The following is a 25,813-nucleotide window of genomic DNA, read 5'->3' as shown; positions in this document are numbered from 1 at the left end:
AATCGGACAGGACTTTTCTATTTGATGGAAGCAGGGCGCCGTGGCGCCCTGTATTGGGATCAGGAAAGCTTAGCTTCCGCAGCGGCAACGACGGCTTCCGCCGTGATACCAAAATGCTTGTAGACTTCCTTGGCCGGGCCGGAAGCGCCAAAGCCCTTCATGCCGATGAACGTGCCTTCCGGTCCGATGAAGGCATCCCAGCCTTCGCGGACGCCGGCTTCGACGGCGATCTTGACTGGCGAGTTGCCGAGGATTTCCGCCTTGTAGGCTTCGGGCTGTTCGAAGAACAATTCCGTCGAGGGAACCGAGACGACGCGGACCGTGATGCCCTTGGCTTCAAGCGCGGTGCGGGCGGCAACGGCGATTTCGACTTCAGATCCAGAAGCGAAGATCGTCACCTTGGCATCGGCAGAACCGGCCAGATTGTAGGCGCCGAGTTCGCAGAGGTTTTTCTCGCTGTATTCCAGGCGAGCGGCAACCATGTTCTGGCGGGTGAGGGCCAGACCCGACGGACGGTCCTTGGTCTTCAGCGCAATCTGCCAGCACTCGGCCGTTTCCGTGGCATCGGCCGGGCGGAACATCATCAGGTTCGGGATGGCGCGCAGCGAGGCCATCTGTTCCACCGGCTGGTGGGTCGGGCCGTCTTCGCCGACGCCGATCGAGTCATGCGTCAAAACGTGGATAACGCGAATGCCCATCAGCGACGCCAGGCGGATCGGCGGACGGCAATAGTCCGAGAAGATCATGAAGCCGCCGCCGTAAGGGATCAGGCCCCCGTGCAGAGCGATACCGTTCATGGCAGACGCCATCCCGTGTTCGCGGATGCCCCAGTGCATGTAGCGGCCGGCGAAATCCGTCGGCGTGATCGACACCATCTGGCTGGTCTTGGTGTTGTTCGATGGCGTCAGGTCGGCGGAGCCGCCGAGCGTTTCAGGCAGGAAGCCGTTGATGACCTCGAGCACGTCTTCCGACGCCTTGCGGGTCGCAACGGTCGGCTTCGTCTCGGCCAGCTTCTTCTTGTAGTCGCTGATGGCGGCGTCGAAGCCAGCCGGCAGGTCGCCGGCGAAGCGGCGGTTGAACTCGGCCTTCTTGGCTTCATCGGCTGCAGCGAGGCGCGACTGCCAGTCCTTCATATCGGGAACGGCACGCTTGCCGGCTTCGCGCCAGGCGTCGAGCACGTCGGCAGGAATGACGAAGGGCTCGGCATCCCAGTTGAGAGCCTTGCGGGTAGCCGCAATTTCCTCGGCGCCGAGCGGCGAACCGTGGACCTTGTGGGTGCCCTGCTTGTGCGGAGCGCCGAAGCCGATGATCGTCTTGCAGGCGATCAGGGTCGGACGGTCGGACTTCTGGGCTGCCTCGATCGCGGCAGAGATCTGGTCCGGCTCATGGCCGTCGACTTCGATGGTGTTCCAGTGAACAGCCTTGAAGCGGGCAATCTGGTCGGTCGAGTCCGACAGCGAAACGGCGCCGTCGATGGTGATCGAGTTGTTGTCCCAGAACAGGATGAGCTTGTTGAGCTTCAGGTGCCCGGCGAGCGCGATTGCCTCGTGGCTGATGCCTTCCATCAGGCAGCCGTCGCCGCACATCACGTAGGTGTGGTGATCCTGCAGCTCGGAGCCGAACTCGACGGCGAGCTTGCGTTCTGCAATCGCCATGCCGACGGCGTTGGCAATGCCCTGGCCGAGCGGACCGGTCGTGGTTTCGATGCCGGTGGCGTGACCGTATTCCGGGTGGCCGGCAGTCTTTGAGCCCAGCTGGCGGAAGTTCTTCAGATCCTCGATCGACATGTCTTCATAGCCGGTCAGATACAGAAGCGAGTATAGCAGCATCGAGCCGTGGCCGGCCGACAGCACGAAGCGGTCGCGGTTTGCCCAATGGGGCGATTTCGGATCGAATTTCAGGTATTTGGAGAAGAGTACGGTGGCGACGTCAGCCATGCCCATCGGCAGGCCGGGATGGCCGGAATTGGCCTTCTCAACGGCATCCATGGCAAGGAAACGGATCGCGTTTGCCATCCGGTCGTGTTTTTCGCGAGAGATCATGGTCGTTCCGCAAGGTTTGGGATGGTCTCGGTCTCGAGAGGGATGGACCACCGGTTGGAAGGCACAGCGAGGGAGGGATGCTTGGAACCCTGGATCGCAGTCTGCCTCAGGCGGCTGAGACATAGCAGTTGGGGCGAGCAAGTCAATAAATCCGGCGGCCAAACCCGGCCTCCGTCGCAAATATTTAACATTTGCCTTTTGTCTTGTACAAAAGACGACATGAGCCTGATAGGCTGCCGGAACTGAGGAAAGTCGCATGTCATCCACAGTTTAGCGGCCTTGCCGCATGCAGGCCTTTATTGACGGCCAGTTGCCGAGTTGAATACTGTGACAGATCAGGGCAATGCGCCACCATGGCGATTCGGAGCATTGTGCGTGGAACCGGGAAGACATGATGCCCACAGGCAAGACAGTGGACGCCGCCATCACGTCACTGCGTCAGGCGCTGGCAGCGCTGGATAATGCGGTCGACGTGCGTTTCGAACGGGAGCGCGAGCGAAGCGAGATCGACGCTGAGGTTCGCCGGACCCACGCCGACCGTTCACGGCTGGCACAGGAACTCGACCAGGCGGAATTTCGCGCCAACCGGCTGGAGGAGGTAAACCGCGAGGTTTCCCGCCGGCTGGTCACCGCCATGGAAACGATCAGGGCCGTACTCGATCGCTGACGCAGCGTCGCAGACAACCTTTGCCGTATCGGGCAAGACAGGACGGAATATCGCATGGCGCAGGTAACGGTAACGATCGACGGCAAGGCCTATCGCATGGCCTGCGAGGAGGGGCAGGAAGATCACCTGACGGATCTCGCCACACGGTTCGATCGCTATGTCAGCCACCTGAAGGAGCAGTTCGGCGAGATCGGCGATCTCCGGGTGACAGTCATGGCCGGCATCATGATCATGGACGAAGTGGCCGACCTGACGCGCAAGGTATCCGGGCTGGAGGCAGAACTCGACGCCTTGCGCGGTAACCGAGACACAGCGCTCGCCGCCAGTGCACAGACGGAAGAGGCGCTGGCCGGCGTTCTGGACGAAGTCGCCAGCAGCATTCGCGGCATCACCGAAAAACTGGTCGCCAAGCCGGGCGCGGAAGCGCACTGAGTTTAGATAGCATCGATTGCGAACCCTGGCATCTGAACATGACGGCGATAAAACCCTGAACGGCAAATCCGTAGAGGGTAGCGTTCGTCGATGACGTCGCCGAGCGTTAATTCTCGACCGATGGCACTGGTGCGCAAACCCAAAGCGCATTATATGTCGAATTGCGGTCTGCGCTTCCCGGCAGGTACCACAATCCCTGGGGCCATACTCGATCCAAAGGGAGCTGTCCCTGGCCAGGCCCGTGGGCTTGGACATATGGCGCCCACCTACGTTTGTAGGCACCCAGGATCGTAAAAAACCACCGGTCGTCGTGGATCGCACTTTCGCCTTCGGGCGGGTTTTACGCAATTTGCCTTGCGACTTCTGTCTCCGCGCCCGTCGCGCCCACTATAATCTTCCTTTTTTGAAGAGAATATTGTCGCCGATCAAGGCGCTGCGCCAAAAATGCCTGAATTCAGAGAGATGTGACGGCGACATGTCGTCGCCTTGAAAGAATCTGCGTACAACCGCCGAATAGAAATATTCGCGTTGACGTACATCTGCTAAGCGGGGCGCAGAAGTGACCCATTCAAACAGGTAAAGTATGTCGAGCCCGATCGATCTGGAACCAGCCGAAGACGACCTCGAGGAGCGCGGCTGGCTGGTCACGATGTTGCGCCGCTATCGCACGCAGCTGCTGGCGCTGGGCAGCGTCGTCGTCTTCGGCATGGTCGCCTACGCGATTTTCCACCTGACGACAGAAGTCCGGTACGACGATATCGTGCTCGCTTTGAGCGACACCTCTGCCCGTGCGATCCTGCTTGCGCTGCTGTTTACCGGCCTCAGCTTCTTCGCGCTGATCTTCTACGATACCAATGCGCTTGAATTCATAGACAAGAAGGTGCCGTTTCCGCATGTGGCGCTGACGGCGTTCAGTGCATACGCCGTCGGCAACACTGCCGGTTTCGGCGCATTGAGCGCAGGCGCGATCCGTTACCGCGCCTATTCGCGCATGGGGCTGACACCGGAAGACATCGGGCGCATCGTCGCCTTCGTGACGCTGTCGTTCGGCCTTGGCCTTGCCGCCGTCGGTTCGATCGCGCTGATGATTATTGCCGATGAAATGGGGCCGTTGATCAATGTCGACAGCCTCGTGCTGCGCGGCGTCGCCGGTGTCATCCTGGGCCTACTGGCGGTCTTGCTTTACATGGGCCGCGGCGGGCGGGTGATTTCCATCGGCAGCTTCACGCTGCGTCTGCCGGATTCGCGCACCTGGTCGCGCCAGTTCCTGGTCACCGCCTTCGATATCGCGGCGTCAGCGACTGTTCTCTACGTGCTGCTGCCGGAATCGTCGATCGGCTGGCCGACATTCCTCGCGGTCTATGCCATCGCCGTCGGCCTCGGCGTCCTCAGCCATGTCCCGGCCGGCCTTGGTGTCTTCGAGACCGTGATCGTCGCGTCGCTTGGCAGCGCCGTCAACGTCGATGCGGTGCTGGGCTCGCTGGTACTCTACCGGGTGATCTACCATGTGATCCCGCTGCTGCTTGCGATCATGGTCGTTGCGGTGACCGAACTGCGCCGCTTCGTCGACCATCCCGCTGCTTCCAGTGTGCGGCGTGTCGGCGGGCGGCTTATGCCGCAGTTGCTGTCGACCTTCGCGCTATTGCTGGGCGTCATGCTGATCTTTTCGAGCGTCACGCCGACGCCGGATGAAAACCTCGAGTTCCTGTCGGATTATCTTGCCCTGCCTGTGGTCGAAGGTGCACATTTCCTGTCGAGCCTCGTCGGCCTTGCCATGGTCGTCGCAGCCCGTGGCCTTGGCCAGCGCCTCGATGGCGCCTGGTGGGTTTCGGTGGGCTGCGCGGTTGCAGCGGTAACGCTGTCGCTGCTGAAGGCGATCGCGCTCGTCGAGGCGTCGTTCCTGCTGTTTTTCATTTTCGGCCTGTTCGTCAGCCGAAAGCTGTTCAACCGCCCGGCTTCGCTCGTCAACCAGGCGCTGACAGCCGGATGGCTGATGGCTATTGCGGTCATCTGCATCTGCGCCATTGTCATCCTGTTCTTCGTCTATCGCGACGTCGCCTACAGCAACCAGCTCTGGTGGCAGTTCGAGTTTGCCGACGAGGCGCCGCGTGGCCTGCGTGCCGTGCTCGGCCTTTGCATCGTTGCCTCCGGTATTGCCGCGTTCAGCCTGCTCCGTCCGGCGACCTCGCGACTGCTGCCGGTCTCGGACGACGATGTCGAGCGGGCCGTTGCCATTGTCGAAGCGCACGGCATCGCCGACGCCAATCTTGTGCGGATGCGCGACAAGAGCATAATGTTCTCCGAAAAGGGCGATGCCTTCATCATGTACGGCAAGCGCGGTCGCTCCTGGATCGCCCTGTTCGACCCGATCGGACCGCGGCACGCGCTGGCCGATCTCGTCTGGCGGTTTGTCGAATCCGCGCGTACGGCGGGCTGTCGGTCGGTATTCTACCAGATCTCGCCAGGGCTCCTGTCGCACTGCGCCGATGCCGGCATGCGGGCCTACAAGCTCGGCGAACTCGCCGTCGTCAATCTCAATACCTTCGAGCTGAAGGGCGGCAAGTGGGCCAATCTCCGCCAGACGGCAAGCCGTGCGGTGCGCGACGGGCTTGAATTCGCGGTCATCGAGCCGCAGGACGTAGGCGAGGTGCTGGACGAACTCGCGGCAGTCTCGAACGCCTGGCTGGAAGACCACAACGCCAAGGAAAAGGGCTTCTCCCTCGGCGCCTTCGATCCCGACTATATCCTGTCGCAGCCGGTCGGCGTTCTCAGGAAGGACGGCCGCATCGTTGCCTTTGCAAACATACTCGTGACGTCGACCCACGAAGAGGGCTCGATCGACCTGATGCGCTTTTCGCCCGACGCACCGAAGGGTTCCATGGACTTTCTCTTCGTCCAGATCCTCGAGCATCTTAGGAATGCCGGATTTCAGCGCTTTAACCTCGGGATGGCACCTCTATCCGGAATGTCGAAGCGTGAATCGGCGCCGGTCTGGGACCGGATCGGCGGCACGGTTTTCGAACACGGTGAACGGTTTTATAACTTCAAAGGGCTAAGAGCCTTCAAAGCAAAATTTCATCCCGACTGGCAGCCGCGCTATCTCGCGGTTTCAGGCGGGGTCAGTCCGATGATTGCGCTGATGGACGCGACGTTCCTGATCGGCGGCGGACTAAGAGGAGTCGTCAGGAAATGATCTTGAAATACGCAGCTTCCTTCGCAATGGCGGCCTTGCTCACGCTGGGTGTCGCCCACGCGGACGAGGTCAATAAGAAATACGACACCGGCATCATCCCGTCGCCGCACATCCTTGTGCCGACGGGCAAGGTAGTTGGCGAAGTCGTGCTGATCTCGGATATCGGTGGCTGGGGCGATAAGGAAAACGCCGTTGCACAGACGCTGCTGGCGAAGGGCTCGATGGTCATCGGGATCGACTATCCTTCCTTCCTGAAGGCACTCAACAATTACGATGTCAGCCAGAACGATGGCTGCATCTACATGGTTTCCGACATCGAGTCGCTGAGCCAGCAGGTACAGCGGTCTGTCGCCGACAGCGCCTACGAGCTGCCGATCATCGCCGGTGTTGGTGCTGGTGGCACCATGGCGCTGGCAATTGCCGCGCAGACACCGGACGCCACTGTGTCACAGACGCTGGCCGTCGATCCTGCCGCAGGCATCGCCCTCACCAAGGATCTCTGCACGCCTGCCGAAAAGGTCAAGACCGGCGACAACGTCGTCATCGGACTGATGGACGGCGTGCTGCCAAACCCGATCATTGCCAGCTTCACCCCGGCAGCGCCCAAGGATGGCCGCGACCATGTCGAGGCGATGCAGAAGGATCATCCGGAAATCGAAATCCGCGATTCCACGGACGACGCCACGACGACCCTCAGCAACACCCTGGTCGATCTGGTAAAGTCGCTGAGCGCCGAAAAGTCGCCGCTTGGCCTTCCCATCAACGTGCTTGAAACCAAGCCGACCGAGGACACGCTGGCGATCATCTATTCCGGCGACGGCGGATGGCGCGACATCGACAAGGAAGTCGGCTCCTACCTGCAGGATCAGGGCATTCCGGTGGTCGGCGTCGATACGCTGCATTATTTCTGGTCGGAGCGTAAGCCACAGGAAACTGCAGACGATCTGGGCCGCATCATCGATTACTACACCAAGCACTTCAATGTGCAGCACGTCGTGCTGATCGGTTACTCGTTCGGTGCCGACGTCATCCCGGCCAGCTACAATCTGCTGAAGCCGAAGGAACGCAGCCAGGTGGTGCAGATGTCGCTGCTGTCGCTGTCGCGCAAGGTCGACTATGTCATCTCGGTAATGGGCTGGCTCGGCGCTTCCAGCGAGGGCAAGGGCGGCGATCCGCTCAAGGACCTTAAGAAGATCAACCCGAAGATCGTGCAGTGCGTCTATGGCACGGATGACGACGAGGACGTTGCCTGCCCCGATCTGAAGGGCACCGGCGCCGAAGTCGTCGCCATGGCCGGCGGTCACCATTTCGACGACGATTACGAGACATTGTCGAAGACGATCATCGCCGGCGTCAAAAGCCGTCTCGGCGAATAGGGAACATCCCGCCGGGTCGTTGCTTGTCGCAGTGCCCCGGCAAGACTATCTAGCTTTGCATCTGACTGCGGCTGACGGTATCTGGGGCAATCTTCGACCTGCGACGCCTGCGTCGGCCCGGTCGATCATCTGCCAACCGAAAGAGATACTCCTTGTCCGCTGATAACGTTTCCGTCTTCGATAAAAGCTACGCCGCCTTCCTGTTCGACATGGACGGGACGATCATGAACTCGATCGCCTCCGCAGAACGGGTCTGGGGCGCCTGGGCTGCGCGCCAGGGTCTGGATGTCGAGAAATTCATGCCCACCATGCACGGCGCCCGCGGTATCGATACGATCCGCAACCTCAATCTTCCCGGCGTAGATCCTGCTGTCGAAGCCGCTGCAATCGAGAGGGACGAGATCGCCGATGTCGCCGGCGTCGTGCCGATTTCCGGTGCCATCGATTTTCTGGCCTCGCTGCCTGCCGACCGCTGGGCCATCGTTACCTCGTCGCCGATTGCGCTTGCCAAGGCGCGGCTGGCGGAGGCGGGAATCCCGATGCCGCGTTTCATCGTGACTGCCGAGGACGTCAAGGTCGGCAAGCCCAATCCGCAGTGCTACATTCTGGGTGCCGAACGGCTGGGCGTGAGCGTCACCGAATGCCTGGTGTTCGAGGACGTGCCGGCTGGTATCAAGGCTGGCGAGGCGGCAGGCGCCGACGTCATGGTCATCACCGCGACGCATGGCCACCCGATGCAGACACCGCACACGACGATCCCCAATTATGATAGCGTCCGCGCCCGTATCGGCGCCAACGGAAAGCTGTCGGTGGTGCGCGCCTGAGGGGCGCAGCCACGCCCGGGCGTTGGCTTGCGGGATGGACGACATGGCTTCGAGTGAGATGAAAGCACAGGTTCGCAAGCAACGGCTGGCGGCTCGCGACGCGCTGCCGGCGGATTTGCGGGCGCAAAAAAGCGCCACCATGGTGCGGTGTGGTGATGCGGAAATCCGCTTCGAGCCGGGAGCGGTTATCGCCGGCTTCCTGCCCATCCGCTCCGAGGCGGACATCCGGCCGTTGCTCGATCAATTGCGATCGCGGGGCGCGCGCGTTTGCCTGCCCGTCGTCATCGACAGGCAAACGATCGTCTTTCGCGAACTGGCAGATGCCCGTTCGCTTGTTCCCGGTGCCTTCGGTACCCTCGGACCTGACGAGACCGCAGCGCTGCTGGAACCCGATATCCTGCTGGTGCCGCTATCGGCGTTCGACGCTAGCGGACGGCGGATTGGCTATGGTGGCGGCTATTATGACAGGGCGATTGCGCTTTTACGACGGAAAGGCCTTGCGCGGCGCCTGATCGGCATTGCATTCGATTGCCAAGAAGTGCCATCAGTACCCGCCGAGCCGCACGACGTTCCCCTTGACGCCATTCTGACCGAAAGCGGCCTTCGCATTTTCTGACCGGAGACCGACGTGGAATGAGACTGCTATTTCTGGGTGACATGGTTGGCAAGACCGGGCGCGTGAGTGTCTGGAACCGCCTGCCGGGGCTGGTGTCCGATCTCAAGCTCGATTTTGTCATCGTCAACGGCGAGAATGCGGCCGGCGGTTTCGGCATCACCGAAGAAATCTTCCTGGAAACCATCAATGCCGGCGCCGACGTGGTGACGACGGGCAATCATGTGTGGGACCAGAAGGAAGCGGTTTCCTTTGCAGGCCGACATGACCAGTTCCTGCGCCCGGCCAATTATCCGGCCGGAACGCCCGGACGCGGCTCCGGCCTCTACTATGCGCGCAATGGCGCCCGCGTGCTGGTCGCCAACATCATGGGCCGCGTGTTCATGCATCCCGAACTCGACGATCCCTTCAAGTCGGCCGAGGCCATCCTGGCTGCCTGCCCCCTGAAGGAGCAGGCCGACGCGATCGTCTTCGACTTCCATGCGGAGGCTACCAGCGAAAAGCAATGCTTCGGCCATTTCGTCGATGGCCGCGCGAGCTTCGTCGTCGGGACCCACACCCATGTGCCGACAGCCGATGCGCAGATCCTCAACGGCGGAACCGCCTACATGTCCGATGCTGGCATGTGTGGCGACTATGATTCCTCGCTGGGCATGGAAAAGGAAGAACCGCTCAACCGGTTCATTTCGAAGATGCCGAAAGGCCGCTTCGAGGCCGCATCCGGGCCGGCGACGATATGTGGGGTCGGCGTGGAAATCTCCGATTCGACCGGGCTGGCGGAAAATATAGCGCCGCTGCGGATCGGGCCTCGCCTGGCTGAGACCGTTCCCTCGTTCTGGAACTGACCCAAACAGATTTTGAAGTAGCCCGGGCTGTCCGTTGACGGCCCGGGCTATTCTCGTTCAGGCAAACGTCAGGTGGCGCTTGACGCCGACGTCCGGCATCTTGTCGTCGTCGAGATTGGCCTTGGCGATCTCCCAGCCGAATTTCAGCTTGCTGCCGGTCGAGATCCACAGTTCCGCGTCTTCGACATGCATCGCAAGCATCGTCAGGGTCGGGTCCTTCTTGCCGTCGTGATACCAGGCGGCGGTCACCGAACTCCAGTACTCGTCGATCTTCGCCTGGTCGGCGCGGACCTCGATCTTGCCGGCGAGGCTGGCATGGTAGTCGTGATCCTTGCCGACCACGCAGAAGCGGGCGCGTGCGCCGGTCTTGATGCTCTTGACGATATCTGCATCCGTCTTGGTGTAGAACCAGATGGTGTTTGTCGTCGGATCGGCGTGCGGCGCCATTGGCTGCATGTGCATGTCGATGCCGTCGATACCCAGCATGCCGGCGTGCACCGCATCGATCTGCTCCCACAACTGCTTTGCCGGATGTTCCTGTGCTTCGCTGAAGCTGGCCATGGCCAATCCTTTCGATTTGATAATGCGTCCTGAAACGTGAGGTGGGCCACCTTTGTTCCTTCAGTCAACCTCCGGCGTGGCAGGGCTTTTCGCTTGAATGCCGGTGGCTTCGCACCTATAAGGCGCCATTCATATCAAAAGACTGAGCAGGGGTGCCATGGCTGGCCATTCACAGTTTAAAAACATCATGCATCGCAAGGGTCGCCAGGATTCCGTGCGGTCGAAAATGTTCTCCAAGCTGGCGCGCGAAATCACCGTCGCCGCCAAGGCCGGACTGCCCGACCCGACGATGAACGCCGCCCTGCGTCTCGCTATCCAGAACGCCAAGGCGCAGTCGATGCCGAAGGACAACATCGACCGTGCGATCAAGAAGGCATCGGGTAGCGAAGGCGAAAACTACGAGCAGATCCGCTACGAAGGTTACGGCCCCGGCGGCACTGCAGTGATCGTCGAAGCGTTGACCGACAACCGCAACCGCACCGCCTCGAACGTTCGCTCGACCTTCACCAAGGCCGGCGGTACGCTTGGCGAAACAGGCTCGGTTTCCTTCTCCTTCGACCACGTTGGCGAAATCACCTACAAGCTCGCGGTCGGCGATGCAGACAAGGTGATGGAAGCGGCAATCGAGGCCGGCGCCGACGACGTGACTACCGATGATGAAGGCCACACGATCATCTGCGGCTTCGAAGCGCTGAACGAGGTCTCCAAGGCGCTGGAAGCAACGCTGGGCGAGGCGGAAACTGTCAAGATCGTCTGGAAGGCGCAAAACACAGTGCCGGTCGACGAGGAAAAGGCAGTTTCGGTGATGAAACTGATCGACAGCCTCGAGGACGACGACGACGTCCAGTCCGTCTATTCGAACTTCGAGGTTTCCGACGAGGTCATGGCCAAGCTGTCGGCCTGACGTTTTAGCGGGCTACCGAGTTGATACACCCACCACCCGCTTCTGCGGAAGGTGGGTGTTTCTGTTTTGAGGCCAGGTCCGTTGTGGCAAGCTGGAGAAGTGGCCAAACCGTCGTCCATGCCCGCAGCCTCAGCGGCGGCGGTGCAGGATGTGGATCTCGGCGGTCTTGCGTCGCACCGGATCTGTCAGCGTGAAATTGCCCAGCCTGTTGTCCATCTCGCCCGCCTCGGAGGCGAGGCGATGGATTGCGGCGGTCGTTTCTTCCACCATGGCGGCGTTCTGCTGTGTCATGGCGTCGAGATCGGTGACGGCAAGGTTGATCTGCCGAAGTGTCTCCGCTTCCTCGTGTGTCGAGCGCATGATTTCGCGGATCTGAACGTTGATGTTCTCGACATGGGTGCTGATGCCGTCGAGTGCGACGCCGGCGCGTTCGACCAGCGCTACGCCGTTTTCGACTTCCCCGGTCGATTTCGCCAGCAGGCCGGCAATTTCCTTGGCGGCGCTGGACGAGCGCTGTGCCAGTTCCCGCACTTCGTGGGCGACGACTGCAAAGCCTTTGCCAGCTTCACCCGCACGAGCCGCTTCGACGCCGGCATTGAGCGCCAGAAGATTGGTCTGGAAGGCAATGCCATCGATGACGCTGATGATCTGGTTCATCTGTCGCGACGAGCCCTGGATGGCTTCCATGGCGGCGATCGTCTCGCGCATGATGCGACCCGACCCTTGCGTTTCGGCCTGTGCGTCGCGTGCTATGCGCTCGGCCTGCTCCGCACGGGTGATCTGCACACGGACGGCATCGGTGATGGCGCCGACTGCACTTGCGGTCTCGGTGATCGAGGCCGCCTGGCGTTCTGTGCGGCCCGCAAGTTCGGTTGCGCCGCCGCGCATTTCCTCAGAGCCGGAATGGACGGCCATGGAGTTGCCGCCGATCGCCGTCATGGTGTCGCTGAGCGTTGCCAGGGCCTTGTTGAAATTGACGCGCAGGCCTTCGAGTTCGGCGGGGAAGGCGGTATCGAAGCGGTAGGCGAGATCGCCGGCAGCCAGATGATGCAGACCCTCGTCCAGGTTTTCGACGACATCCTGCAGCACGCGGGCTTCCGCCTCGCGCTCCGTCAGCCTTGCCTGGCGCTCGGCTGCCGCATTTTTCTGAGCCTCGGCGCTGGCAGCCTCCAGCAGGCGCTGGTCAATGAGCGACTGGCGGAAGCGTGCAAGGGCCTTCGCCATCGTGCCGATCTCGTCGTTGCGATCCTGACTGCCGATCTCGTTGTCCAGCTTGCCATCCGCGACATCGCGAGTAACCGCGGCCAGACGGGCCAGCGGCGCAAAGAGAAGCTTCATCACAAGGCCGGTTGCCAGCGCCACGAGGATGAGTACGCCGAGGCCGATGAGTGTCAACAACTTGGCAATCGCGATCGAGCCGGCATTGAGTTCGCTTTTCAGAAGGCTCTCGACAATCAGGAAATGCTTGCCGCCAAACGCGATCGGGCGGGCATAGGCGCGCGCCTCACCATCGGGACGCATGAGGTCAGCAACGCTGATATCGTTGCCGGCCAATGCCTCGGCAGCAAAACCATAAGCGGCGCCATCGACAGCTACGAGGTGTCCGGCTTCGTCGACGCCGATAACCGAACCGTCTTCCGAAACGACGACCGACCTCGCCGTGCTCGTGGCCGGGTTGCCCTTGGACAGGATGGAGGCGAGGATATCGTCGCGCACCTGGAAAATCATCACGCCCTTGGGTGCGCCAAGCTTGAGGATGGGGACGGCAAAGTAGACGGCGCCCTTCTGGGTCGCGGGGTCTACACGCAGGCCGGAAAAGGCGCTCGGGGCGGTGTCGTTGGTTGCCTTGGCGACGTTTGCGACAGCATCTGCGTAGGTTTTTCCGAGGCTCGATGCGACCCAGGCCGGGCTCTTGAGGTTTTCTGCGAAGGCGGGGCCCTTCTTGTAGGAATAGATCACCGCGCCATCCATGTCGGCAATCAGCAGGTCGCTGAAAGGCGAGCCCTGGAGGTCGCGGCCGATTTCCGTCTGGGCAGTCTCGTGGCTGGAGTAATAGAACCCGCTGGGGCCGACGGGCTTCAGAAGCTTTTCACGCTGGTCGGCCGGATTGGGGTTCTGGCTGACGAATACTCTCTGTAATTCCGCACGCGCGTCGCCGGAGGTCTTCTCGATGGTTTTCCAGCCGCTTCTAAGGCTGGTGATTGTCATCTGTACCGCCTCGATGCGGGCAATCGAATCCGCCTGGGTGCCGATCTGCTGCAACTGGTCCTGCAGCATGTCGCCGCGGAAAACCAGGACGCTCTTCTTTGCCTCGAGCGCCTGATCGTCCGAAAGCCTGTTGCTGGCGATATAGGCGAGGCCGTCTAGAACGGCGACGGAGAGGAGCGTCAGCAGCAGGAAGGTGGCGATCACCTTGAAGGACAGCGACTGGAACCGGCGAGACATGGCGTAACCTCTAGACTCTCGTTTCGTCGATAGCGCGAAACGATGTGCAGCGAAAAAGTTGTCAAGATGTAAACTGGGGTGCGGCCGCAGCCGAACCACCTGCGAAGGCAATATCCGGGAAGAGTCGGCAAAATGGCTTAATCGCACGTAAAGACGCGTGATGAATTATCTTGATGTTTTCGCTTTGTTCACATTTTTCTGGCACATGGTTGCCATGAACGGTAGGTTGACGACCATGCAGAACACGATTCGTATCATCGGCATAGATCCAGGCCTGCGCCGCATGGGCTGGGGCATCATCGACGTGCTCGGAAACTCCCTGCGGTTTGTCGCATCGGGCACAGTGCTGTCCGATGGCGACATGGACCTGGCGTCGCGGCTCTGCCAGCTGCATGACGGGCTGTCTGATGTGGTGCACACTCACCAGCCGCATGAAGCCGCGGTGGAGCAGACTTTCGTTAACAAGGATGCTGTCGCAACGCTCAAGCTCGGCCAGGCACGCGGCATCGCCATGCTGGTGCCGGCACGGGCGGGGCTCGCGGTCGCCGAATATGCTCCGAACGCGGTCAAGAAAGCGGTCATCGGGGTCGGCCACGGCGAAAAGCAGCAGATCCACATGATGCTGAAGATCCTGATGCCGAAGGCGGAGTTCAAGGGCAACGATGCCGCCGATGCGCTGGCCATCGCCATATGCCATGCGCATAATCGTGGTGGCAACCGCATGCGACAGGCCTTGCTGGCCGCCGGATAGCGTTTTGATACGTCACCACCACCAAAACCTGACGGATATCCCATGATCGGCAAACTCAAAGGCACCATCGAGGAAATCGGCGAGGACTACGCGCTCGTCGATGTTCACGGCGTTTGCTATGTCGCCTATTGCTCCAGCCGGACGCTGGCAAGGTTAGGCGGCGTCGGCGAGGCCTGCGTGCTGTTCATCGAAACCTATGTGCGCGAAGACCAGCTGAAGCTGTTTGGTTTCCTCACAGTGCTGGAGCGGGAGTGGTTCATTCTGCTGCAGAGCGTCCAGGGCGTCGGGGCGAAGGTGGCGCTGGCGGTGCTGTCGACGCTGACGACCTCGGAGCTTGCCAACGCCATTGCCCTGCAGGACAAGACCGTCATTTCGCGAGCACCCGGTGTCGGCCCGAAGGTTGCAATGCGGATGGTACTGGAATTGAAGAACAAGGCTCCGGCGTTTGCAGGCGAGGCGCTGAACATGGGCCTCAAGCAGGAGATCGGCGAGGGCGTTGCTGCAGCGCCTGTGTCGGATGCCATGTCGGCCCTTACCAATCTCGGTTACTCGCGCGACCAGGCCGCCAACGCCGTTGCCGCCGCCATGAAGACGGCGGGCGAGGGTGCCGACAGCGCCAAGCTCATCAGGCTGGGGCTGAGGGAGTTGTCGAAGTGAGAATTCCTTGCGGCCCCCGAAACTCCTTGCTATCGCTGGAAAGTAAGGAGATGCTGCCAATGAAGATTTACTATGGAACGATAACATCAAAGGGGCACACTACCGTGCCATCAGAAGTTCGTGACATACTGAATTTGAAGCCCGGGGACAAAATTCGCTATGTCCACCAGGATGGCAAAATCTTTATCAAGGCTAAAAACAAACGTGCTGTCGATCTTCTGGGCAAGTTCTACGACCCGGATCGGCTTCCGATCCCCGTGGACGAAATGAAACGTGCCGTTGGCGAGGCTATTTTCGACCATATTGTTGGAACGCAATGATCGGTCTGGATACAAACATCTTGCTTCGCGTCTTCTTGAAAGACGATGTGGCGCAAAGCGCTAAGGTCGCTGAACTGTTTGCGCGTCTCGGTGAAATAGGTCCCGGATATATAAGCTGTATCACGCTTATGGAATTCGCTTGGTTTTTGCGACAGCGTATCAAGCTCACGAGAGAGCAGATCGCTGACGGAATTGCGGATCTGCTGGATTCGGAAGACATAATTCTGGAAGACGAAGAAGCTGTCGAAGAGGTTCTTGACGTAATGAGCCGCTCGCAGGCTGAATTTGCAGACGCGTTCATTGCCGTCCGCAATCGCAATGCCGGGTGTAGCGCAACCTTCACATTCGACGAGCGCGCCGCCAAGACGATCGAGGGAATGGAACTGCTCGCATGACCGAACCCGCCCGCCTGATCACGCCCGAGAAGCGTGGCGAAGACCTGGATACGACGCTGCGGCCGCAGTCGCTCGACGAGTTCACGGGCCAGGCGGATGCCCGCGCCAACCTGAAAGTTTTCATCGAGGCGGCGAAGAACCGGGGCGAGGCGCTGGATCACGTGCTGTTCGTCGGTCCGCCCGGTCTCGGCAAGACGACGCTGGCGCAGATCATGGCCAAGGAGCTCGGCGTCAATTTCCGCTCGACTTCAGGGCCGGTCATTGCCAAGGCCGGCGACCTGGCAGCACTTCTGACCAATCTCGAGGACCGCGATGTCCTGTTCATCGACGAAATTCACAGGCTGAGCCCTGCAGTCGAGGAAATCCTCTATCCGGCGATGGAGGATTTCCAGCTGGACCTGATCATCGGCGAGGGCCCAGCGGCGCGTTCCGTGAAAATCGACCTGGCAAAATTCACGCTGGTCGCCGCCACCACTCGGCTCGGTCTGCTGACGACACCGTTGCGCGACCGGTTTGGCATCCCCGTGCGGCTCAACTTCTACACGGTCGAGGAGCTGGAACTGATCGTCCGGCGTGGCGCAAGGCTGATGGGTCTGCCGATTGCCGATGACGGTGCGCGGGAGATTGCCCGCCGCGCGCGCGGGACACCGCGTATCGCAGGCCGGCTTTTGCGCCGCGTTCGCGATTTCGCCGAGGTGGCGCGGGCGGAATCAGTCACGCGGCAGATTGCCGACGAGGCGCTGACGCGGCTGCTCGTCGATAATCTCGGGCTCGATCAGCTCGACAAGCGCTACCTCAACATGATCGCCGTTAACTTCGGTGGCGGACCGGTGGGTATCGAGACCATCGCAGCCGGCTTGTCCGAGCCGCGCGATGCCATCGAGGATATCATTGAGCCCTACATGATCCAGCAGGGTTTCATCCAGCGCACGCCCCGTGGCCGCGTGCTGACACCGACCGCCTGGCGGCATCTGGATCTGCAGCCGCCGAAAGACCTGGAAGCGGCGCAGTTCCGGCTGTTCCAGGAAGAGGAGTGATCGCCCGTTCAGGGAACAACGAGCCCGGCATCTGCATTTGGGAGGCTTCGAGAGGAGCATCGCAATGCACAAATTTCGCGTGGGGTCCAAGGTCGAGTGGAAGTGGGGCAAGGGAACGGGCACCGGCAAGGTGACGGAGAGTTTCACCGACGATGTGGAGAAAACTATCGAGGGGTCGGTGATCAAGCGCAAGGCCAGCGCCGAAGAGCCAGCTTATCTCATCGAACAGGAAGACGGCGGGCGTGTCCTGAAAAGCCACTCCGAAATCAAGGCTGCTTCCTGAGATCGGACGGCTACAAGCCTGCGCCGCTGACGAAACGACTATCCCCGCTTGGACACCGTGGCCGGAACCGCCTCGGTGGCATGCGGCAGTCCCTGCGCCAGCGAGGCAACCGTCTTTTCCAGCAGGGCCCTGCCGCCGCCGCGCCAGCCCAGTGCTGCGATCTTGGATGTGTCCATCTCGCTGATGATGTTGCCCGGTGCTCGGGCCGGCAGCGGGTGAGGGCTGCCGGTGACGCGCTGGAGAATGGCGAGGATCTCGTGGGTTTCCGTCAGGACGTCGGAGACATTGAAGACTTCATTGGCAATGCGGGCGGTGTCGGTTTCGAGCATGAGACGGACAGCCTGTCCGACGTCGCGTCCGTGAACCTCGGTACCAGCGCGCGACGGGACAGGCTTGCCGGCGAGGTAGTTGCTGAAGATGTCGGTCCACTTGTTGGGCCGGAGATCGCCATAGACGCCGGTCAGGCGGAGGCTTGCGGCGGCAAAGCCGGGGGCATTGATCGCGGAAAGCGCGCGCTCGGCATTCAGCTTGACGCGGCCATAGAGCGTATTCGGGTTGGCCTCCGAGGTTTCAAAAAGCACCTCGCTGGCGGAGCGATCGCCATAGACGGCGCGCGTCGACAGGAAGACACAGCGGCGGATTCCGGCGCGCTGGGCAGTCTCGAACAGTTTGACGCTTCCATCGAGATTGAGCCTCTGGAAGGCTGCGGGGTCGTCGCCTTCACCACCACGATAACGGCCAGCGACATGATGGAAGCCGGCGTGGACGAAGAAATAGGCGTCGTCGAAGGCGTGACCCTGGTCTGCGTTCGGATCGAGCCGCAGCGGAACGAAGCTGACGGGCTTTGAAAACAGGCCGGGCTCCGGCTGATGCCGGCCGCCGACAGCGACCGAATAGCCATGGGAAAGAAGATCCTCGACGATATAGCGACCGACGAGGCCCGTCCCACCCGCTACCAAAACTTTCATGTCGTCACTTTCGGGTTTGCCAGCGCAGCAATGTCCGGAATGTCCAGATCCTGATGGAATCGCTGCCAGAGATCGATCAGCGGTGCCAGTCTGTCAGCCTTGGGATGATTCGTCTCCCAGGGCTTTTCATATTGGTAGTGCAGGATCGAAATACTCTTCCAGTCCCAAAGCAAGGGCATGGTAAACCACACATATTGCAGCATGTTCATATAAACGGGCAGGCCGTGCCAATCCGGGAAAAAGGTCTCGAGGAAGGTCTGGTCGGTGCGCTTCCAGAAGACCTCCGGCTGGTCGAGACTATCGATCATCGCATCGAAGGTTTGCAGCGACGGCCTGGCAACGAAGACGCCCGAATTCAGCCTTTGAAAGTCTGCCAGTCCCTCGTAGACATTCGGCGCAGCGGAGAATTCCGGGTAATCGAACAGCTTGTCGATCGGCTTTAGCACTAGGGCATCGGCATCGATGAAGACGCAAGCTTCGTATTCCACCAGCTGCCAAAGTCGCAGCTTGCAGAAATTGTCGAGCGGTGAGTGGAAGGACGGCTTGCGACCCTTGGTAAAGGGAGCGGCCGAATGCAGGGCGGTGCGGCCATGGCGCGCATTGAACGCGTCGGAGAGCGGCAGATGGTCCACGGGTACCAGCCGGCATCCGAGCGACACTAACGGCGCAAGATCGTCGGAGCTGGCTCCGGCGGTGTGCAGCACGACGATGTCGGCTTTCGTGCCGGTTCGCCTTATAGAGCGGACGAGTGCCGCCGCGCCCATGGCGTAATCGGCATTGGTGACGAGCGTGACGTAGGCTCTCGTCGCGCGGGGGGAGGCGTTCACGAAACCGACTTCAGCCGCTTGCCTTCCGGATCGTGGTTGAGCTTGGCCGCAAGGTCCTTTGTCCATGCCGAAACAGCCGGCACCCGAGCGCGGTCGACGCGGTAGGCGTATTTGCGGGCAACATCGACGATCTCGCCGAGCAGGCCGGTTTTCAAGGTTGTTGGCTCGAGGCCGAGACCGAGGAATTTCTCGTTCCTGACGACGAGGTCGTTCTCGGGCGCTTCCTTGCGCGGATTGGGCAGCCAGGCGATCTCGGCCCCGGTCATGCCGGCAATCATCTCGGCAAGGTCGCGGACGCGGTGCGTCTCGGTCATCTGGTTGAAGATCTCCACCTTGGAATTGCGCGACGGCGGGTTTTTCAAGGCGATCTCGATGCAGCGGACCGAATCCTGGATGTGGATGAAGGCGCGCGTCTGGCCGCCGGTACCATGCACCGTCAGGGGGTAGCCGATCGCCGCCTGGATGAGGAAGCGGTTGAGCACGGTGCCGTAGTCGCCGTCATAGTCGAAGCGGTTGATCAGCTGCTCGTGCCGCCGTGTCTGCTCCGTGTGCGTGCCCCAGACGATGCCTTGGTGGAGGTCGGTGATCCTCAGGCCGTCGTTCTTGGCGTAGAACTGGAACAGCAGCTGATCCAGGCACTTTGTCATGTGGTAGATTGAGCCCGGATTGGCCGGGTAGAGAATTTCCTGGCTGACTGTACGGCCGTCGACCGTCTCGATGCCGACCGGCAGGTAGCCTTCCGGAATAGCGGCGCCGACCGTTGAATAGCCGTAGACTCCCATCGTGCCCAAGTGCACGAGGTGGGTGTCGAGGTTCAGCTCCGTCAGCGCGTTCAGGAGATTGTGGGTAGCGCTGACATTGTTGTTGACGGTGTAGTTCTTGTGCCGGTCGCTCTTCATCGAGTAGGGGGCGGCACGCTGCTCGGCGAAATGCACGATGGCATCCGGGCGGTGCTCGGCGAGCCAGTTCTTTAAAAGCTCGTAGTCCTTGGCAAGGTCGATCAGGTTGAAGTGAATGCGGCGACCTGTCTCTGCGTGCCAGATCCGGGTGCGTTCCTGGATGCTGTCCATAGGGGTCAGGGACTGTACGCCGAGCTCTGTGTCGATCCAGCGGCGGGAGAGGTTATCGAGGATATGAACGTCGTGACCGGCATCGGACAGATGCAGCGATGTTGGCCATCCGATAAATCCATCGCCGCCTATGATCGCAATTTTCATCACATCGTCTCCTTGCTGGCCGGTCGCCGACCGCTTGTTTTCAAATAATTAGGCAGTATGACAATTGTTCAATACTTGCCTGCCAAACCGACTTCGGCCAAACAGGCTCTCCACAGGTTTTGGAGCTTTTGATGACGAATGGTCCCTTTTTGATTGCCGGGGAACTGATCGAAGGCAGCCACCGGCTGCTGCAGCGTGTTTATTACGAGGATACGGATTTTTCAGGGCTGGTCTATCACGCCCGCTACCTGCATTTCCTCGAACGCGGCCGCACAGATTATCTGCGCTGCCTCGGCGTGGAGCAGCGTGAGCTAATTACCGCCGATGAGGAAGGTCTGGTGTTCGTCGTCCATCGCATGGAGATCGACTTCAAGGGACCGGCCCGCATGGACGATGTGCTTACTATTCAGACGGTGACCGAAAAGGCCGGTGGTGCCAAAATGGTGCTGACGCAGGAGATACGTCGTGACGGTGCGCTGCTGATCGCTGCAAGGGTGATCATTGCCGTCATCAATGCCAGCGGCCGTCCCCGCCGGTTGCCGGAAGCGCTGGCGGCTCAGCTGCTGCAGGCTTCAGGGTCGGTCGATGCATCAGGTGCGGTTGCCTGAAACGCGGGGCAGATGCCTGAAAACGTGTCTTGTTAAAACATGACTGGCGTGAGAAGGAATTTCCGCGGTGTGCGGGAAGTTCTCGTTCGCTGCTGCTTACGCCTTGTGTTTCTCTACAACGTGTATCCGCGTGCAAGAAAAATTACCGATCACGCGGACACTAACGATCTCTTAACCATAATAGTGTCTTAATATTATGGTCAGAGATTGTGCGGTGCACGCCTTCCTTTGACCAAATTTGACGGCAAGAAGGCAGATGTAGACTTGGAAGCCTGACGACGGCGTTCAGCGGCAGCTGCCAGACATTTCTTGTGCGATCATTTTTTTGCCGCCCGGTCCTGCACCGGGCGTTTGGATTCGGGGAATTTGGATCAAATGGAACAAGTTGGATTGGCTGCAGCGACAAGTGACGTGACGCTTCTGTCTCTCTTCATGGAGGCTGGCCTTGTCGTCAAGCTGGTGATGCTCGGACTGATAGCGGCATCCGTGTGGACCTGGGCAATCGTCATCGACAAATATCTGAGCTTCAGCCGTGCTCGCCGGCAGTTCGACCAGTTCGAGCAGGTATTCTGGTCCGGCCAGTCGCTGGAAGAGCTTTACCGGACGCTGTCCGAGCGCACCAATACCGGGCTCGCAGCGATTTTCGTCTCCGCCATGCGCGAGTGGAAAAAGTCCTTTGAGCGCGGCGCACGCTCGCCGATTGGCCTGCAGATGCGTATCGACCGCGCCATGGACGTGACGCTGGCGCGGGAATCGGAACATCTCGGTGCCCGTCTCGGTTCTTTGGCTACCATCGGTTCGGCTGGCCCGTTCATCGGCCTGTTCGGTACGGTCGTCGGTATCATGACCTCGTTCCAGGCTATTGCCGGATCGAAGTCCACCAATCTCGCGGTCGTTGCACCCGGTATTGCGGAAGCGCTGCTCGCGACAGCCATCGGCCTTGTCGCGGCTATCCCTGCGGTTATCGCCTACAACAAGTTTTCCGCAGATGCCGGCAAGTTGTCTGGCCGCATGGAAGGTTTTGCGGATGAGTTCTCCGCCATTCTTTCGCGCCAGATCGATGAGAAGCTGCAGCCCCGCGCGGCCGCGCAGTAACGACAGAACCGGAGTAAGCTTATGGGAATGTCAGGTGGAGGCGGTAGCGGTGGCGGCGGTGGTCGTCGCGGCAGCCGTCGTGGCGGTCATGGCCGCGGTGGACCTATATCGGAAATCAACGTGACGCCGCTGGTCGACGTCATGCTCGTGCTGTTGATCATCTTCATGGTCGCTGCACCGATGCTGACGGTCGGCGTGCCGATCGACCTGCCGGAAACGGCCGCCAAGGAAATGAATTCGGACACGCAGCCGATCACCGTGTCGGTCAATCCGGCCGGCGACATCTTCATGCAGGAATCGCCGATCGCGCTCGATGAGATCGTCCCGAAGCTACAGGCTATCGCCAAGACCGGCTACAACGAGCGGATCTATGTGCGCGGCGACAGTGCCGCCGGCTATGGCACCGTCATGAAGGTGATGGCGCGGATATCGTCTGCAGGCTTTAAGAACATCGGTCTGGTAACCCAGCAAGAAAAGACGAAGTAAACCCATTCAATGAAGGCCAGCATTGTCACATCGGCGGTTGTTCACGGCCTGGTCCTCGTCTGGGCGCTGGTGACTATTGGCGCTCCCAAATCCTTCGAGGTACAGCCTGACGAATCGACGCCGGTCGAGATCGTGACTGACGTGTCGATGACGCAGACCGGTGACAAGAAGGCCCCGCAGAAGGACAAGGCGGCGCCCAAGCCGACGACAAAGCAGACCGAAATTGCCAATGCGCAGAATGCCGGCGAGAACGATGTCGACCTGAAATCCGCGCCGAAGCCGGTTCCCAAACCTACCGAAAACCAGTCCACGGGTGCGCCGAAAAAAGTCGAGGCGCCGACGCCGAAGGTCGATCCGACCCCGAACGACGTGAAGTCCGTCGAAAAGGAAGAGACCGACGTCGCGCCGCCGCCGCCGACCCCGACGGAGGCTCCGAAGCCGCCGACGCCGACACCGGTGCCAACCCCCACACCGCCCCCAATCCCGACCCCGACTCCACCGCCGCCAACGCCCGTGCCGGCGCAGGACAAGGCCGAACTGGCGCCCAGCGACCAGGCGACGCCCGACAACGTTCCCGTGCCGCAAATCAAGCCGCAGCCGCCGGCGCCGCCGAAGGTTGCCGAAAAGCCGGTTGAAAAGCCGCCGGAGAAGAAGCCGGAAACAAAGCCGGCCGAAAAGCCTGTGCAGACGGCGGACAAGTCGTCCGATACCGACAAGAAAAAGGACGACAAGAAGCGCGAGATGGCCAAGGCCGCGTCCTCCAAGGAAAGCGACTTCGACGCCGACGAGATCTCAGCGTTGTTGAACAAGCAGCAGGCCACCGGCGGCGGCGCCAAGCGCCAGCAGCAGCAGGCAGCCCTCGGTACCGACAAGCCCGCGAACGGCGCAAAGCTGAGCCAGAGCGAGATCGATGCCCTGCGCAGCCAGATCCAGAACAACTGGAATGTTCCGGCGGGCATGTCGGGCGTCGAGGGCATGGTGATCCGGGTACACATGAAGCTCGACGAATCCGGCACCATCGTCGGAATGCCGGACGTGCAGGTGACGGGCGGCTCCGAGTCGGCTCAACAGGCCCTGTCAGGCAGTGCCACCCGGGCGGTGATGATGTCCTCGCCCTTCAAGAACCTACCGCGCGACAAATACGACGCCTGGAACGAAGTTATCGTCAATTTCGACCCCAGTGACCTGGGACTATAAATGCTGAAAGGCTGTGTACACATGAAAATGCGTTCTCTCGTTCGTCTGATGCTGGTGATGGGTGGCCTGATGGCGACCTACATCTCGCCGGCCTACGCCTTGGTGGAAATCAACATCAACAAGGGCAATGTTCAGCCCCTGCCGATTGCCATCACCGATTTCATCTCGAACGGCGACCTCGGAGCCCAGATCTCCGGCGTTATCGCCGCCGACCTGAAGCGTTCGGGGCTTTTCGCGCCGATCGACAAAGCCGCGTTCATCGAGAAGATCACCAATCCTGATGCAGCGCCGCAGTTTGCGTCCTGGAAGTCGATCAATGCCCAGGCGCTGGTCACCGGCCGCGTGACGCAGCAGCCCGATGGTCGCCTGCGCGCCGAGTTCCGCCTCTGGGACTCGTTTGCCGGAACGCAGATGACCGGCCAGCAGTTCTACACCCAGCCGGAAAACTGGCGCCGCGTTGCCCACATCATCGCCGACGCGATCTACGAGAAGATCACCGGTGAAAAGGGCTATTTCGACACGCGCGTCGTGTTCGTGTCCGAAAGCGGACCAAAGACTGCCCGCAAGAACCAGCTGGCCATCATGGACCAGGACGGCTTCAACGCCCGTATGCTGACAGACGGCAGCGACCTCGTGCTGACGCCGCGCTTCTCGCCGAACAAGCAGGAAGTGACCTACATGTCGTTTGCCAACCAGCAGCCGCGGGTCTACCTGCTCAATATCGCCACCGGTCAGCGCGAGGTTGTCGGTAATTTTCCGGGCATGACCTTTGCGCCGCGCTTCTCGCCGGATGGCCAGCGCGTCGTGCTGTCGCTGCAGCAGGAAGGCAATGCCAACATCTATACGATGGACCTGCGCTCGCGCACGACGACCCGGCTGACCTCGACGGCTGCCATCGACACGTCGCCGTCCTATTCGCCGGATGGCACCCAGATCGCTTTTGAAAGCGACCGCGGCGGCAAGCAGCAGATCTACGTGATGAATGCAGATGGCTCCAACCAGCACCGCATTTCCTTCGGCGACGGCTCCTATTCGACGCCGGTCTGGTCGCCACGCGGCGACCTGATTGCCTACACGAAGCAGTCGGGCGGAACTTTCGGTATCGGCGTCATGAAGCCGGATGGTTCGGGCGACCGCCTGCTGACGTCCGGCTTCCACAATGAAGGCCCGACATGGGCACCGAATGGCCGTGTCATCATGTTCTTCCGCGAGCCGGCCGGATCGAGCGGCCCGCAACTCTACTCGATCGACCTGACCGGCTATAATGAGCAGAAGATCAAGACCCCGTCCTTCGCCTCGGACCCGGCCTGGTCGCCGCTGATGGAATAGTTCGTAAATACGCCTGCAACTTCCCGCCGCAAAAAGTTCTGTGACTTCATGCGGCGGGACGCTATAAGAAAAAATTAACCATAACCGTTGAAACAGCATTAACCGCGTGCGGTTACAGTCTGGCAACCGTGATAATGTCGTAAGGAGAGACCGGCCATGAGCCGTATTGACAATTCGGCCACAAGCCGCATGCAGAGCTTCGCCCGCAACCCGATGATGCTTGCCCTCTTCCTGGGCCTGTCCTTGGCGGGCTGCGCATCCAAGAAGAACCTGCCGAACAACGCAGGCGATCTTGGCCTCAACGGTGCCAATGGCGGCTCGGCAACCCCGGGTTCGGCTCAGGACTTCACCGTCAATGTCGGCGACCGCATCTTCTTCGACACCGATTCGACGTCGATCCGCGCCGATGCTGCCCAGACGCTCGATCGTCAGGCACAGTGGCTTGCCCGCTATCCGAACTACGCCATCACCGTCGAAGGCCATGCCGACGAACGCGGCACCCGCGAATACAACCTTGCTCTCGGTGCGCGCCGCGCCGCCTCGACGAAGGACTATCTGATTTCAAAGGGCGTGCCCGCACGTCGCATGAAGACGATTTCCTACGGCAAGGAACGTCCGGTCGCCGTTTGCGACGACATCTCGTGCTGGTCGCAGAACCGCCGCGCAGTTACCGTTCTCAACGGCGCCGGCTCCTGATATCTTCGATATCACTTGATTTTGAAGGCGGCCGAGAGGTCGCCT

General features: G+C 60.8%; 26 protein-coding genes and 1 other RNA gene. 21 read left to right on the top strand and 6 right to left on the bottom strand.

Annotation, left to right across the window (positions count from 1 at the left end):
- Positions 1–59 precede the first annotated feature (59 nt).
- The gene (gene tkt / locus EQW76_RS21160; protein WP_142830681.1) at positions 60–2,042 is read right to left on the bottom strand and encodes a transketolase; all 1,983 of its coding nucleotides are present in this window, start codon (positions 2,040–2,042) and stop codon (positions 60–62) included.
- Positions 2,043–2,433: 391 nt separating this feature from the next.
- Between tkt and EQW76_RS21155 the strand changes: the two genes are divergently transcribed.
- The 8 genes from EQW76_RS21155 to EQW76_RS21120 all read left to right on the top strand — a co-directional run bounded on the left by EQW76_RS21155 (position 2,434) and on the right by EQW76_RS21120 (position 9,992).
- The gene (locus tag EQW76_RS21155; RefSeq protein WP_111222393.1) at positions 2,434–2,709 is read left to right on the top strand and encodes a DUF4164 domain-containing protein; all 276 of its coding nucleotides are present in this window, start codon (positions 2,434–2,436) and stop codon (positions 2,707–2,709) included.
- A gap of 54 nt (positions 2,710–2,763) precedes the next feature.
- A complete protein-coding gene (locus EQW76_RS21150) occupies positions 2,764–3,141 on the top strand; it encodes a cell division protein ZapA (protein ID WP_142830682.1) in 378 nt (125 codons plus the stop codon).
- A gap of 162 nt (positions 3,142–3,303) precedes the next feature.
- Positions 3,304–3,462: non-coding RNA, 6S RNA (gene ssrS, locus EQW76_RS21145), on the top strand.
- Between the two features lie 328 nt (positions 3,463–3,790).
- Positions 3,791–6,334 carry a bifunctional lysylphosphatidylglycerol flippase/synthetase MprF gene (mprF, locus tag EQW76_RS21140; RefSeq protein ID WP_224127976.1) on the top strand — a complete coding sequence of 848 codons (2,544 nt, stop codon included), beginning with the start codon at positions 3,791–3,793 and terminating at the stop codon, positions 6,332–6,334.
- Positions 6,335–6,360: 26 nt separating this feature from the next.
- Entirely contained in the window at positions 6,361–7,710 is a 1,350-nt protein-coding gene (locus EQW76_RS21135; protein WP_224127978.1) for an AcvB/VirJ family lysyl-phosphatidylglycerol hydrolase, read from the top strand.
- A 152-nt stretch (positions 7,711–7,862) separates the two neighbouring features.
- Positions 7,863–8,534: an HAD-IA family hydrolase gene (locus tag EQW76_RS21130; protein WP_142830685.1), complete on the top strand. Its 672-nt coding sequence runs from the start codon at positions 7,863–7,865 to the stop codon at positions 8,532–8,534.
- A 43-nt stretch (positions 8,535–8,577) separates the two neighbouring features.
- Complete coding sequence (locus tag EQW76_RS21125; protein WP_142830686.1) at positions 8,578–9,150, top strand: 5-formyltetrahydrofolate cyclo-ligase; 573 nt, start codon at positions 8,578–8,580, stop codon at positions 9,148–9,150.
- A gap of 17 nt (positions 9,151–9,167) precedes the next feature.
- Positions 9,168–9,992: a YmdB family metallophosphoesterase gene (locus EQW76_RS21120; RefSeq protein WP_142830687.1), complete on the top strand. Its 825-nt coding sequence runs from the start codon at positions 9,168–9,170 to the stop codon at positions 9,990–9,992.
- 57 nt (positions 9,993–10,049) lie between these two features.
- Here the strand turns inward: EQW76_RS21120 and EQW76_RS21115 are convergent, their stop codons facing one another.
- The gene (locus EQW76_RS21115) at positions 10,050–10,553 is read right to left on the bottom strand and encodes a pyridoxamine 5'-phosphate oxidase family protein (protein ID WP_142830688.1); all 504 of its coding nucleotides are present in this window, start codon (positions 10,551–10,553) and stop codon (positions 10,050–10,052) included.
- A 157-nt stretch (positions 10,554–10,710) separates the two neighbouring features.
- Here EQW76_RS21115 and EQW76_RS21110 point away from each other — a divergent pair, with 157 nt between their 5' ends.
- On the top strand, positions 10,711–11,457 hold the full coding sequence (locus tag EQW76_RS21110; RefSeq protein ID WP_142830689.1) for a YebC/PmpR family DNA-binding transcriptional regulator: 747 nt from the start codon (positions 10,711–10,713) through the stop codon (positions 11,455–11,457).
- Positions 11,458–11,586: 129 nt separating this feature from the next.
- Here the strand turns inward: EQW76_RS21110 and EQW76_RS21105 are convergent, their stop codons facing one another.
- Positions 11,587–13,902: a methyl-accepting chemotaxis protein gene (locus EQW76_RS21105; RefSeq protein ID WP_143123195.1), complete on the bottom strand. Its 2,316-nt coding sequence runs from the start codon at positions 13,900–13,902 to the stop codon at positions 11,587–11,589.
- 235 nt (positions 13,903–14,137) lie between these two features.
- On the opposite strand from EQW76_RS21105, the gene ruvC reads away from it, so the two are divergent.
- The 6 genes from ruvC to EQW76_RS21075 all read left to right on the top strand — a co-directional run bounded on the left by ruvC (position 14,138) and on the right by EQW76_RS21075 (position 17,345).
- On the top strand, positions 14,138–14,653 hold the full coding sequence (gene ruvC, locus EQW76_RS21100; protein WP_142830691.1) for a crossover junction endodeoxyribonuclease RuvC: 516 nt from the start codon (positions 14,138–14,140) through the stop codon (positions 14,651–14,653).
- A gap of 42 nt (positions 14,654–14,695) precedes the next feature.
- A complete protein-coding gene (gene ruvA / locus EQW76_RS21095; RefSeq protein WP_143123194.1) occupies positions 14,696–15,310 on the top strand; it encodes a Holliday junction branch migration protein RuvA in 615 nt (204 codons plus the stop codon).
- A gap of 59 nt (positions 15,311–15,369) precedes the next feature.
- Positions 15,370–15,630: a type II toxin-antitoxin system PrlF family antitoxin gene (locus EQW76_RS21090; RefSeq protein ID WP_143123193.1), complete on the top strand. Its 261-nt coding sequence runs from the start codon at positions 15,370–15,372 to the stop codon at positions 15,628–15,630.
- Positions 15,627–16,025, top strand: coding sequence for a type II toxin-antitoxin system VapC family toxin (locus EQW76_RS21085; RefSeq protein WP_142830694.1), 399 nt, complete (start codon positions 15,627–15,629; stop codon positions 16,023–16,025). The genes EQW76_RS21090 and EQW76_RS21085 overlap by 4 nt, the downstream gene beginning before the upstream one ends.
- Positions 16,022–17,062, top strand: coding sequence for a Holliday junction branch migration DNA helicase RuvB (ruvB, locus tag EQW76_RS21080; protein ID WP_111222405.1), 1,041 nt, complete (start codon positions 16,022–16,024; stop codon positions 17,060–17,062). The genes EQW76_RS21085 and ruvB overlap by 4 nt, the downstream gene beginning before the upstream one ends.
- Before the next feature lie 64 nt (positions 17,063–17,126).
- Positions 17,127–17,345, top strand: coding sequence for a DUF2945 domain-containing protein (locus tag EQW76_RS21075; protein WP_142830695.1), 219 nt, complete (start codon positions 17,127–17,129; stop codon positions 17,343–17,345).
- 38 nt (positions 17,346–17,383) lie between these two features.
- Here the strand turns inward: EQW76_RS21075 and EQW76_RS21070 are convergent, their stop codons facing one another.
- From EQW76_RS21070 to EQW76_RS21060, 3 genes are read right to left on the bottom strand one after another with little or no spacing between them, the layout of a single operon-like run.
- Complete coding sequence (locus EQW76_RS21070; RefSeq protein ID WP_142830696.1) at positions 17,384–18,313, bottom strand: NAD(P)-dependent oxidoreductase; 930 nt, start codon at positions 18,311–18,313, stop codon at positions 17,384–17,386.
- Entirely contained in the window at positions 18,310–19,140 is an 831-nt protein-coding gene (locus EQW76_RS21065) for a glycosyltransferase (RefSeq protein WP_224127959.1), read from the bottom strand. The genes EQW76_RS21070 and EQW76_RS21065 overlap by 4 nt, the downstream gene beginning before the upstream one ends.
- A complete protein-coding gene (locus EQW76_RS21060; RefSeq protein ID WP_143123192.1) occupies positions 19,137–20,357 on the bottom strand; it encodes an NAD-dependent epimerase/dehydratase family protein in 1,221 nt (406 codons plus the stop codon). Before EQW76_RS21060 ends, EQW76_RS21065 begins: the two co-directional genes overlap by 4 nt.
- Positions 20,358–20,488: 131 nt before the next feature.
- Here EQW76_RS21060 and ybgC point away from each other — a divergent pair, with 131 nt between their 5' ends.
- From ybgC to pal, 6 genes are all read left to right on the top strand, one after another.
- Positions 20,489–20,965: a tol-pal system-associated acyl-CoA thioesterase gene (gene ybgC, locus EQW76_RS21055; protein WP_142830699.1), complete on the top strand. Its 477-nt coding sequence runs from the start codon at positions 20,489–20,491 to the stop codon at positions 20,963–20,965.
- Between the two features lie 375 nt (positions 20,966–21,340).
- On the top strand, positions 21,341–22,060 hold the full coding sequence (gene tolQ / locus EQW76_RS21050) for a protein TolQ (RefSeq protein WP_111222411.1): 720 nt from the start codon (positions 21,341–21,343) through the stop codon (positions 22,058–22,060).
- Between the two features lie 21 nt (positions 22,061–22,081).
- On the top strand, positions 22,082–22,546 hold the full coding sequence (gene tolR, locus EQW76_RS21045; RefSeq protein ID WP_142830701.1) for a protein TolR: 465 nt from the start codon (positions 22,082–22,084) through the stop codon (positions 22,544–22,546).
- Positions 22,547–22,555: 9 nt separating this feature from the next.
- Positions 22,556–23,743, top strand: a complete 1,188-nt coding sequence (locus tag EQW76_RS21040; protein WP_143123191.1) for a hypothetical protein — start codon at positions 22,556–22,558, stop codon at positions 23,741–23,743.
- Positions 23,744–23,764: 21 nt separating this feature from the next.
- Complete coding sequence (gene tolB / locus EQW76_RS21035; RefSeq protein ID WP_142830705.1) at positions 23,765–25,072, top strand: Tol-Pal system beta propeller repeat protein TolB; 1,308 nt, start codon at positions 23,765–23,767, stop codon at positions 25,070–25,072.
- A gap of 156 nt (positions 25,073–25,228) precedes the next feature.
- Positions 25,229–25,768, top strand: coding sequence for a peptidoglycan-associated lipoprotein Pal (gene pal / locus EQW76_RS21030; RefSeq protein WP_142830707.1), 540 nt, complete (start codon positions 25,229–25,231; stop codon positions 25,766–25,768).
- Positions 25,769–25,813: the final 45 nt, after the last annotated feature.

This window comes from Rhizobium sp. rho-13.1 (assembly GCF_007000305.1).
GTDB lineage: Bacteria > Pseudomonadota > Alphaproteobacteria > Rhizobiales > Rhizobiaceae > Rhizobium > Rhizobium rhododendri.
This window is presented reverse-complemented; position numbering and strand designations above follow the sequence as displayed.

Excerpts from the sequence above, each read along its gene's own strand:
- tkt (WP_142830681.1), bottom strand. The coding sequence starts at position 2,042 with ATGATCTCTCGCGAAAAACACGACCGGATGGCAAACGCGATCCGTTTC.
- EQW76_RS21155 (WP_111222393.1), top strand. The coding sequence starts at position 2,434 with ATGATGCCCACAGGCAAGACAGTGGACGCCGCCATCACGTCACTGCGT.
- EQW76_RS21150 (WP_142830682.1), top strand. The coding sequence starts at position 2,764 with ATGGCGCAGGTAACGGTAACGATCGACGGCAAGGCCTATCGCATGGCC.
- mprF (WP_224127976.1), top strand. The coding sequence starts at position 3,791 with ATGTTGCGCCGCTATCGCACGCAGCTGCTGGCGCTGGGCAGCGTCGTC.
- EQW76_RS21135 (WP_224127978.1), top strand. The coding sequence starts at position 6,361 with ATGGCGGCCTTGCTCACGCTGGGTGTCGCCCACGCGGACGAGGTCAAT.
- EQW76_RS21125 (WP_142830686.1), top strand. The coding sequence starts at position 8,578 with ATGGCTTCGAGTGAGATGAAAGCACAGGTTCGCAAGCAACGGCTGGCG.
- EQW76_RS21120 (WP_142830687.1), top strand. The coding sequence starts at position 9,168 with ATGAGACTGCTATTTCTGGGTGACATGGTTGGCAAGACCGGGCGCGTG.
- EQW76_RS21115 (WP_142830688.1), bottom strand. The coding sequence starts at position 10,553 with ATGGCCAGCTTCAGCGAAGCACAGGAACATCCGGCAAAGCAGTTGTGG.
- EQW76_RS21110 (WP_142830689.1), top strand. The coding sequence starts at position 10,711 with ATGGCTGGCCATTCACAGTTTAAAAACATCATGCATCGCAAGGGTCGC.
- EQW76_RS21105 (WP_143123195.1), bottom strand. The coding sequence starts at position 13,902 with ATGTCTCGCCGGTTCCAGTCGCTGTCCTTCAAGGTGATCGCCACCTTC.
- ruvC (WP_142830691.1), top strand. The coding sequence starts at position 14,138 with ATGCAGAACACGATTCGTATCATCGGCATAGATCCAGGCCTGCGCCGC.
- ruvA (WP_143123194.1), top strand. The coding sequence starts at position 14,696 with ATGATCGGCAAACTCAAAGGCACCATCGAGGAAATCGGCGAGGACTAC.
- EQW76_RS21090 (WP_143123193.1), top strand. The coding sequence starts at position 15,370 with ATGAAGATTTACTATGGAACGATAACATCAAAGGGGCACACTACCGTG.
- EQW76_RS21085 (WP_142830694.1), top strand. The coding sequence starts at position 15,627 with ATGATCGGTCTGGATACAAACATCTTGCTTCGCGTCTTCTTGAAAGAC.
- ruvB (WP_111222405.1), top strand. The coding sequence starts at position 16,022 with ATGACCGAACCCGCCCGCCTGATCACGCCCGAGAAGCGTGGCGAAGAC.
- EQW76_RS21075 (WP_142830695.1), top strand. The coding sequence starts at position 17,127 with ATGCACAAATTTCGCGTGGGGTCCAAGGTCGAGTGGAAGTGGGGCAAG.
- EQW76_RS21070 (WP_142830696.1), bottom strand. The coding sequence starts at position 18,313 with ATGAAAGTTTTGGTAGCGGGTGGGACGGGCCTCGTCGGTCGCTATATC.
- EQW76_RS21060 (WP_143123192.1), bottom strand. The coding sequence starts at position 20,357 with ATGAAAATTGCGATCATAGGCGGCGATGGATTTATCGGATGGCCAACA.
- ybgC (WP_142830699.1), top strand. The coding sequence starts at position 20,489 with ATGACGAATGGTCCCTTTTTGATTGCCGGGGAACTGATCGAAGGCAGC.
- tolQ (WP_111222411.1), top strand. The coding sequence starts at position 21,341 with ATGGAACAAGTTGGATTGGCTGCAGCGACAAGTGACGTGACGCTTCTG.
- tolR (WP_142830701.1), top strand. The coding sequence starts at position 22,082 with ATGGGAATGTCAGGTGGAGGCGGTAGCGGTGGCGGCGGTGGTCGTCGC.
- EQW76_RS21040 (WP_143123191.1), top strand. The coding sequence starts at position 22,556 with ATGAAGGCCAGCATTGTCACATCGGCGGTTGTTCACGGCCTGGTCCTC.
- tolB (WP_142830705.1), top strand. The coding sequence starts at position 23,765 with ATGAAAATGCGTTCTCTCGTTCGTCTGATGCTGGTGATGGGTGGCCTG.
- pal (WP_142830707.1), top strand. The coding sequence starts at position 25,229 with ATGAGCCGTATTGACAATTCGGCCACAAGCCGCATGCAGAGCTTCGCC.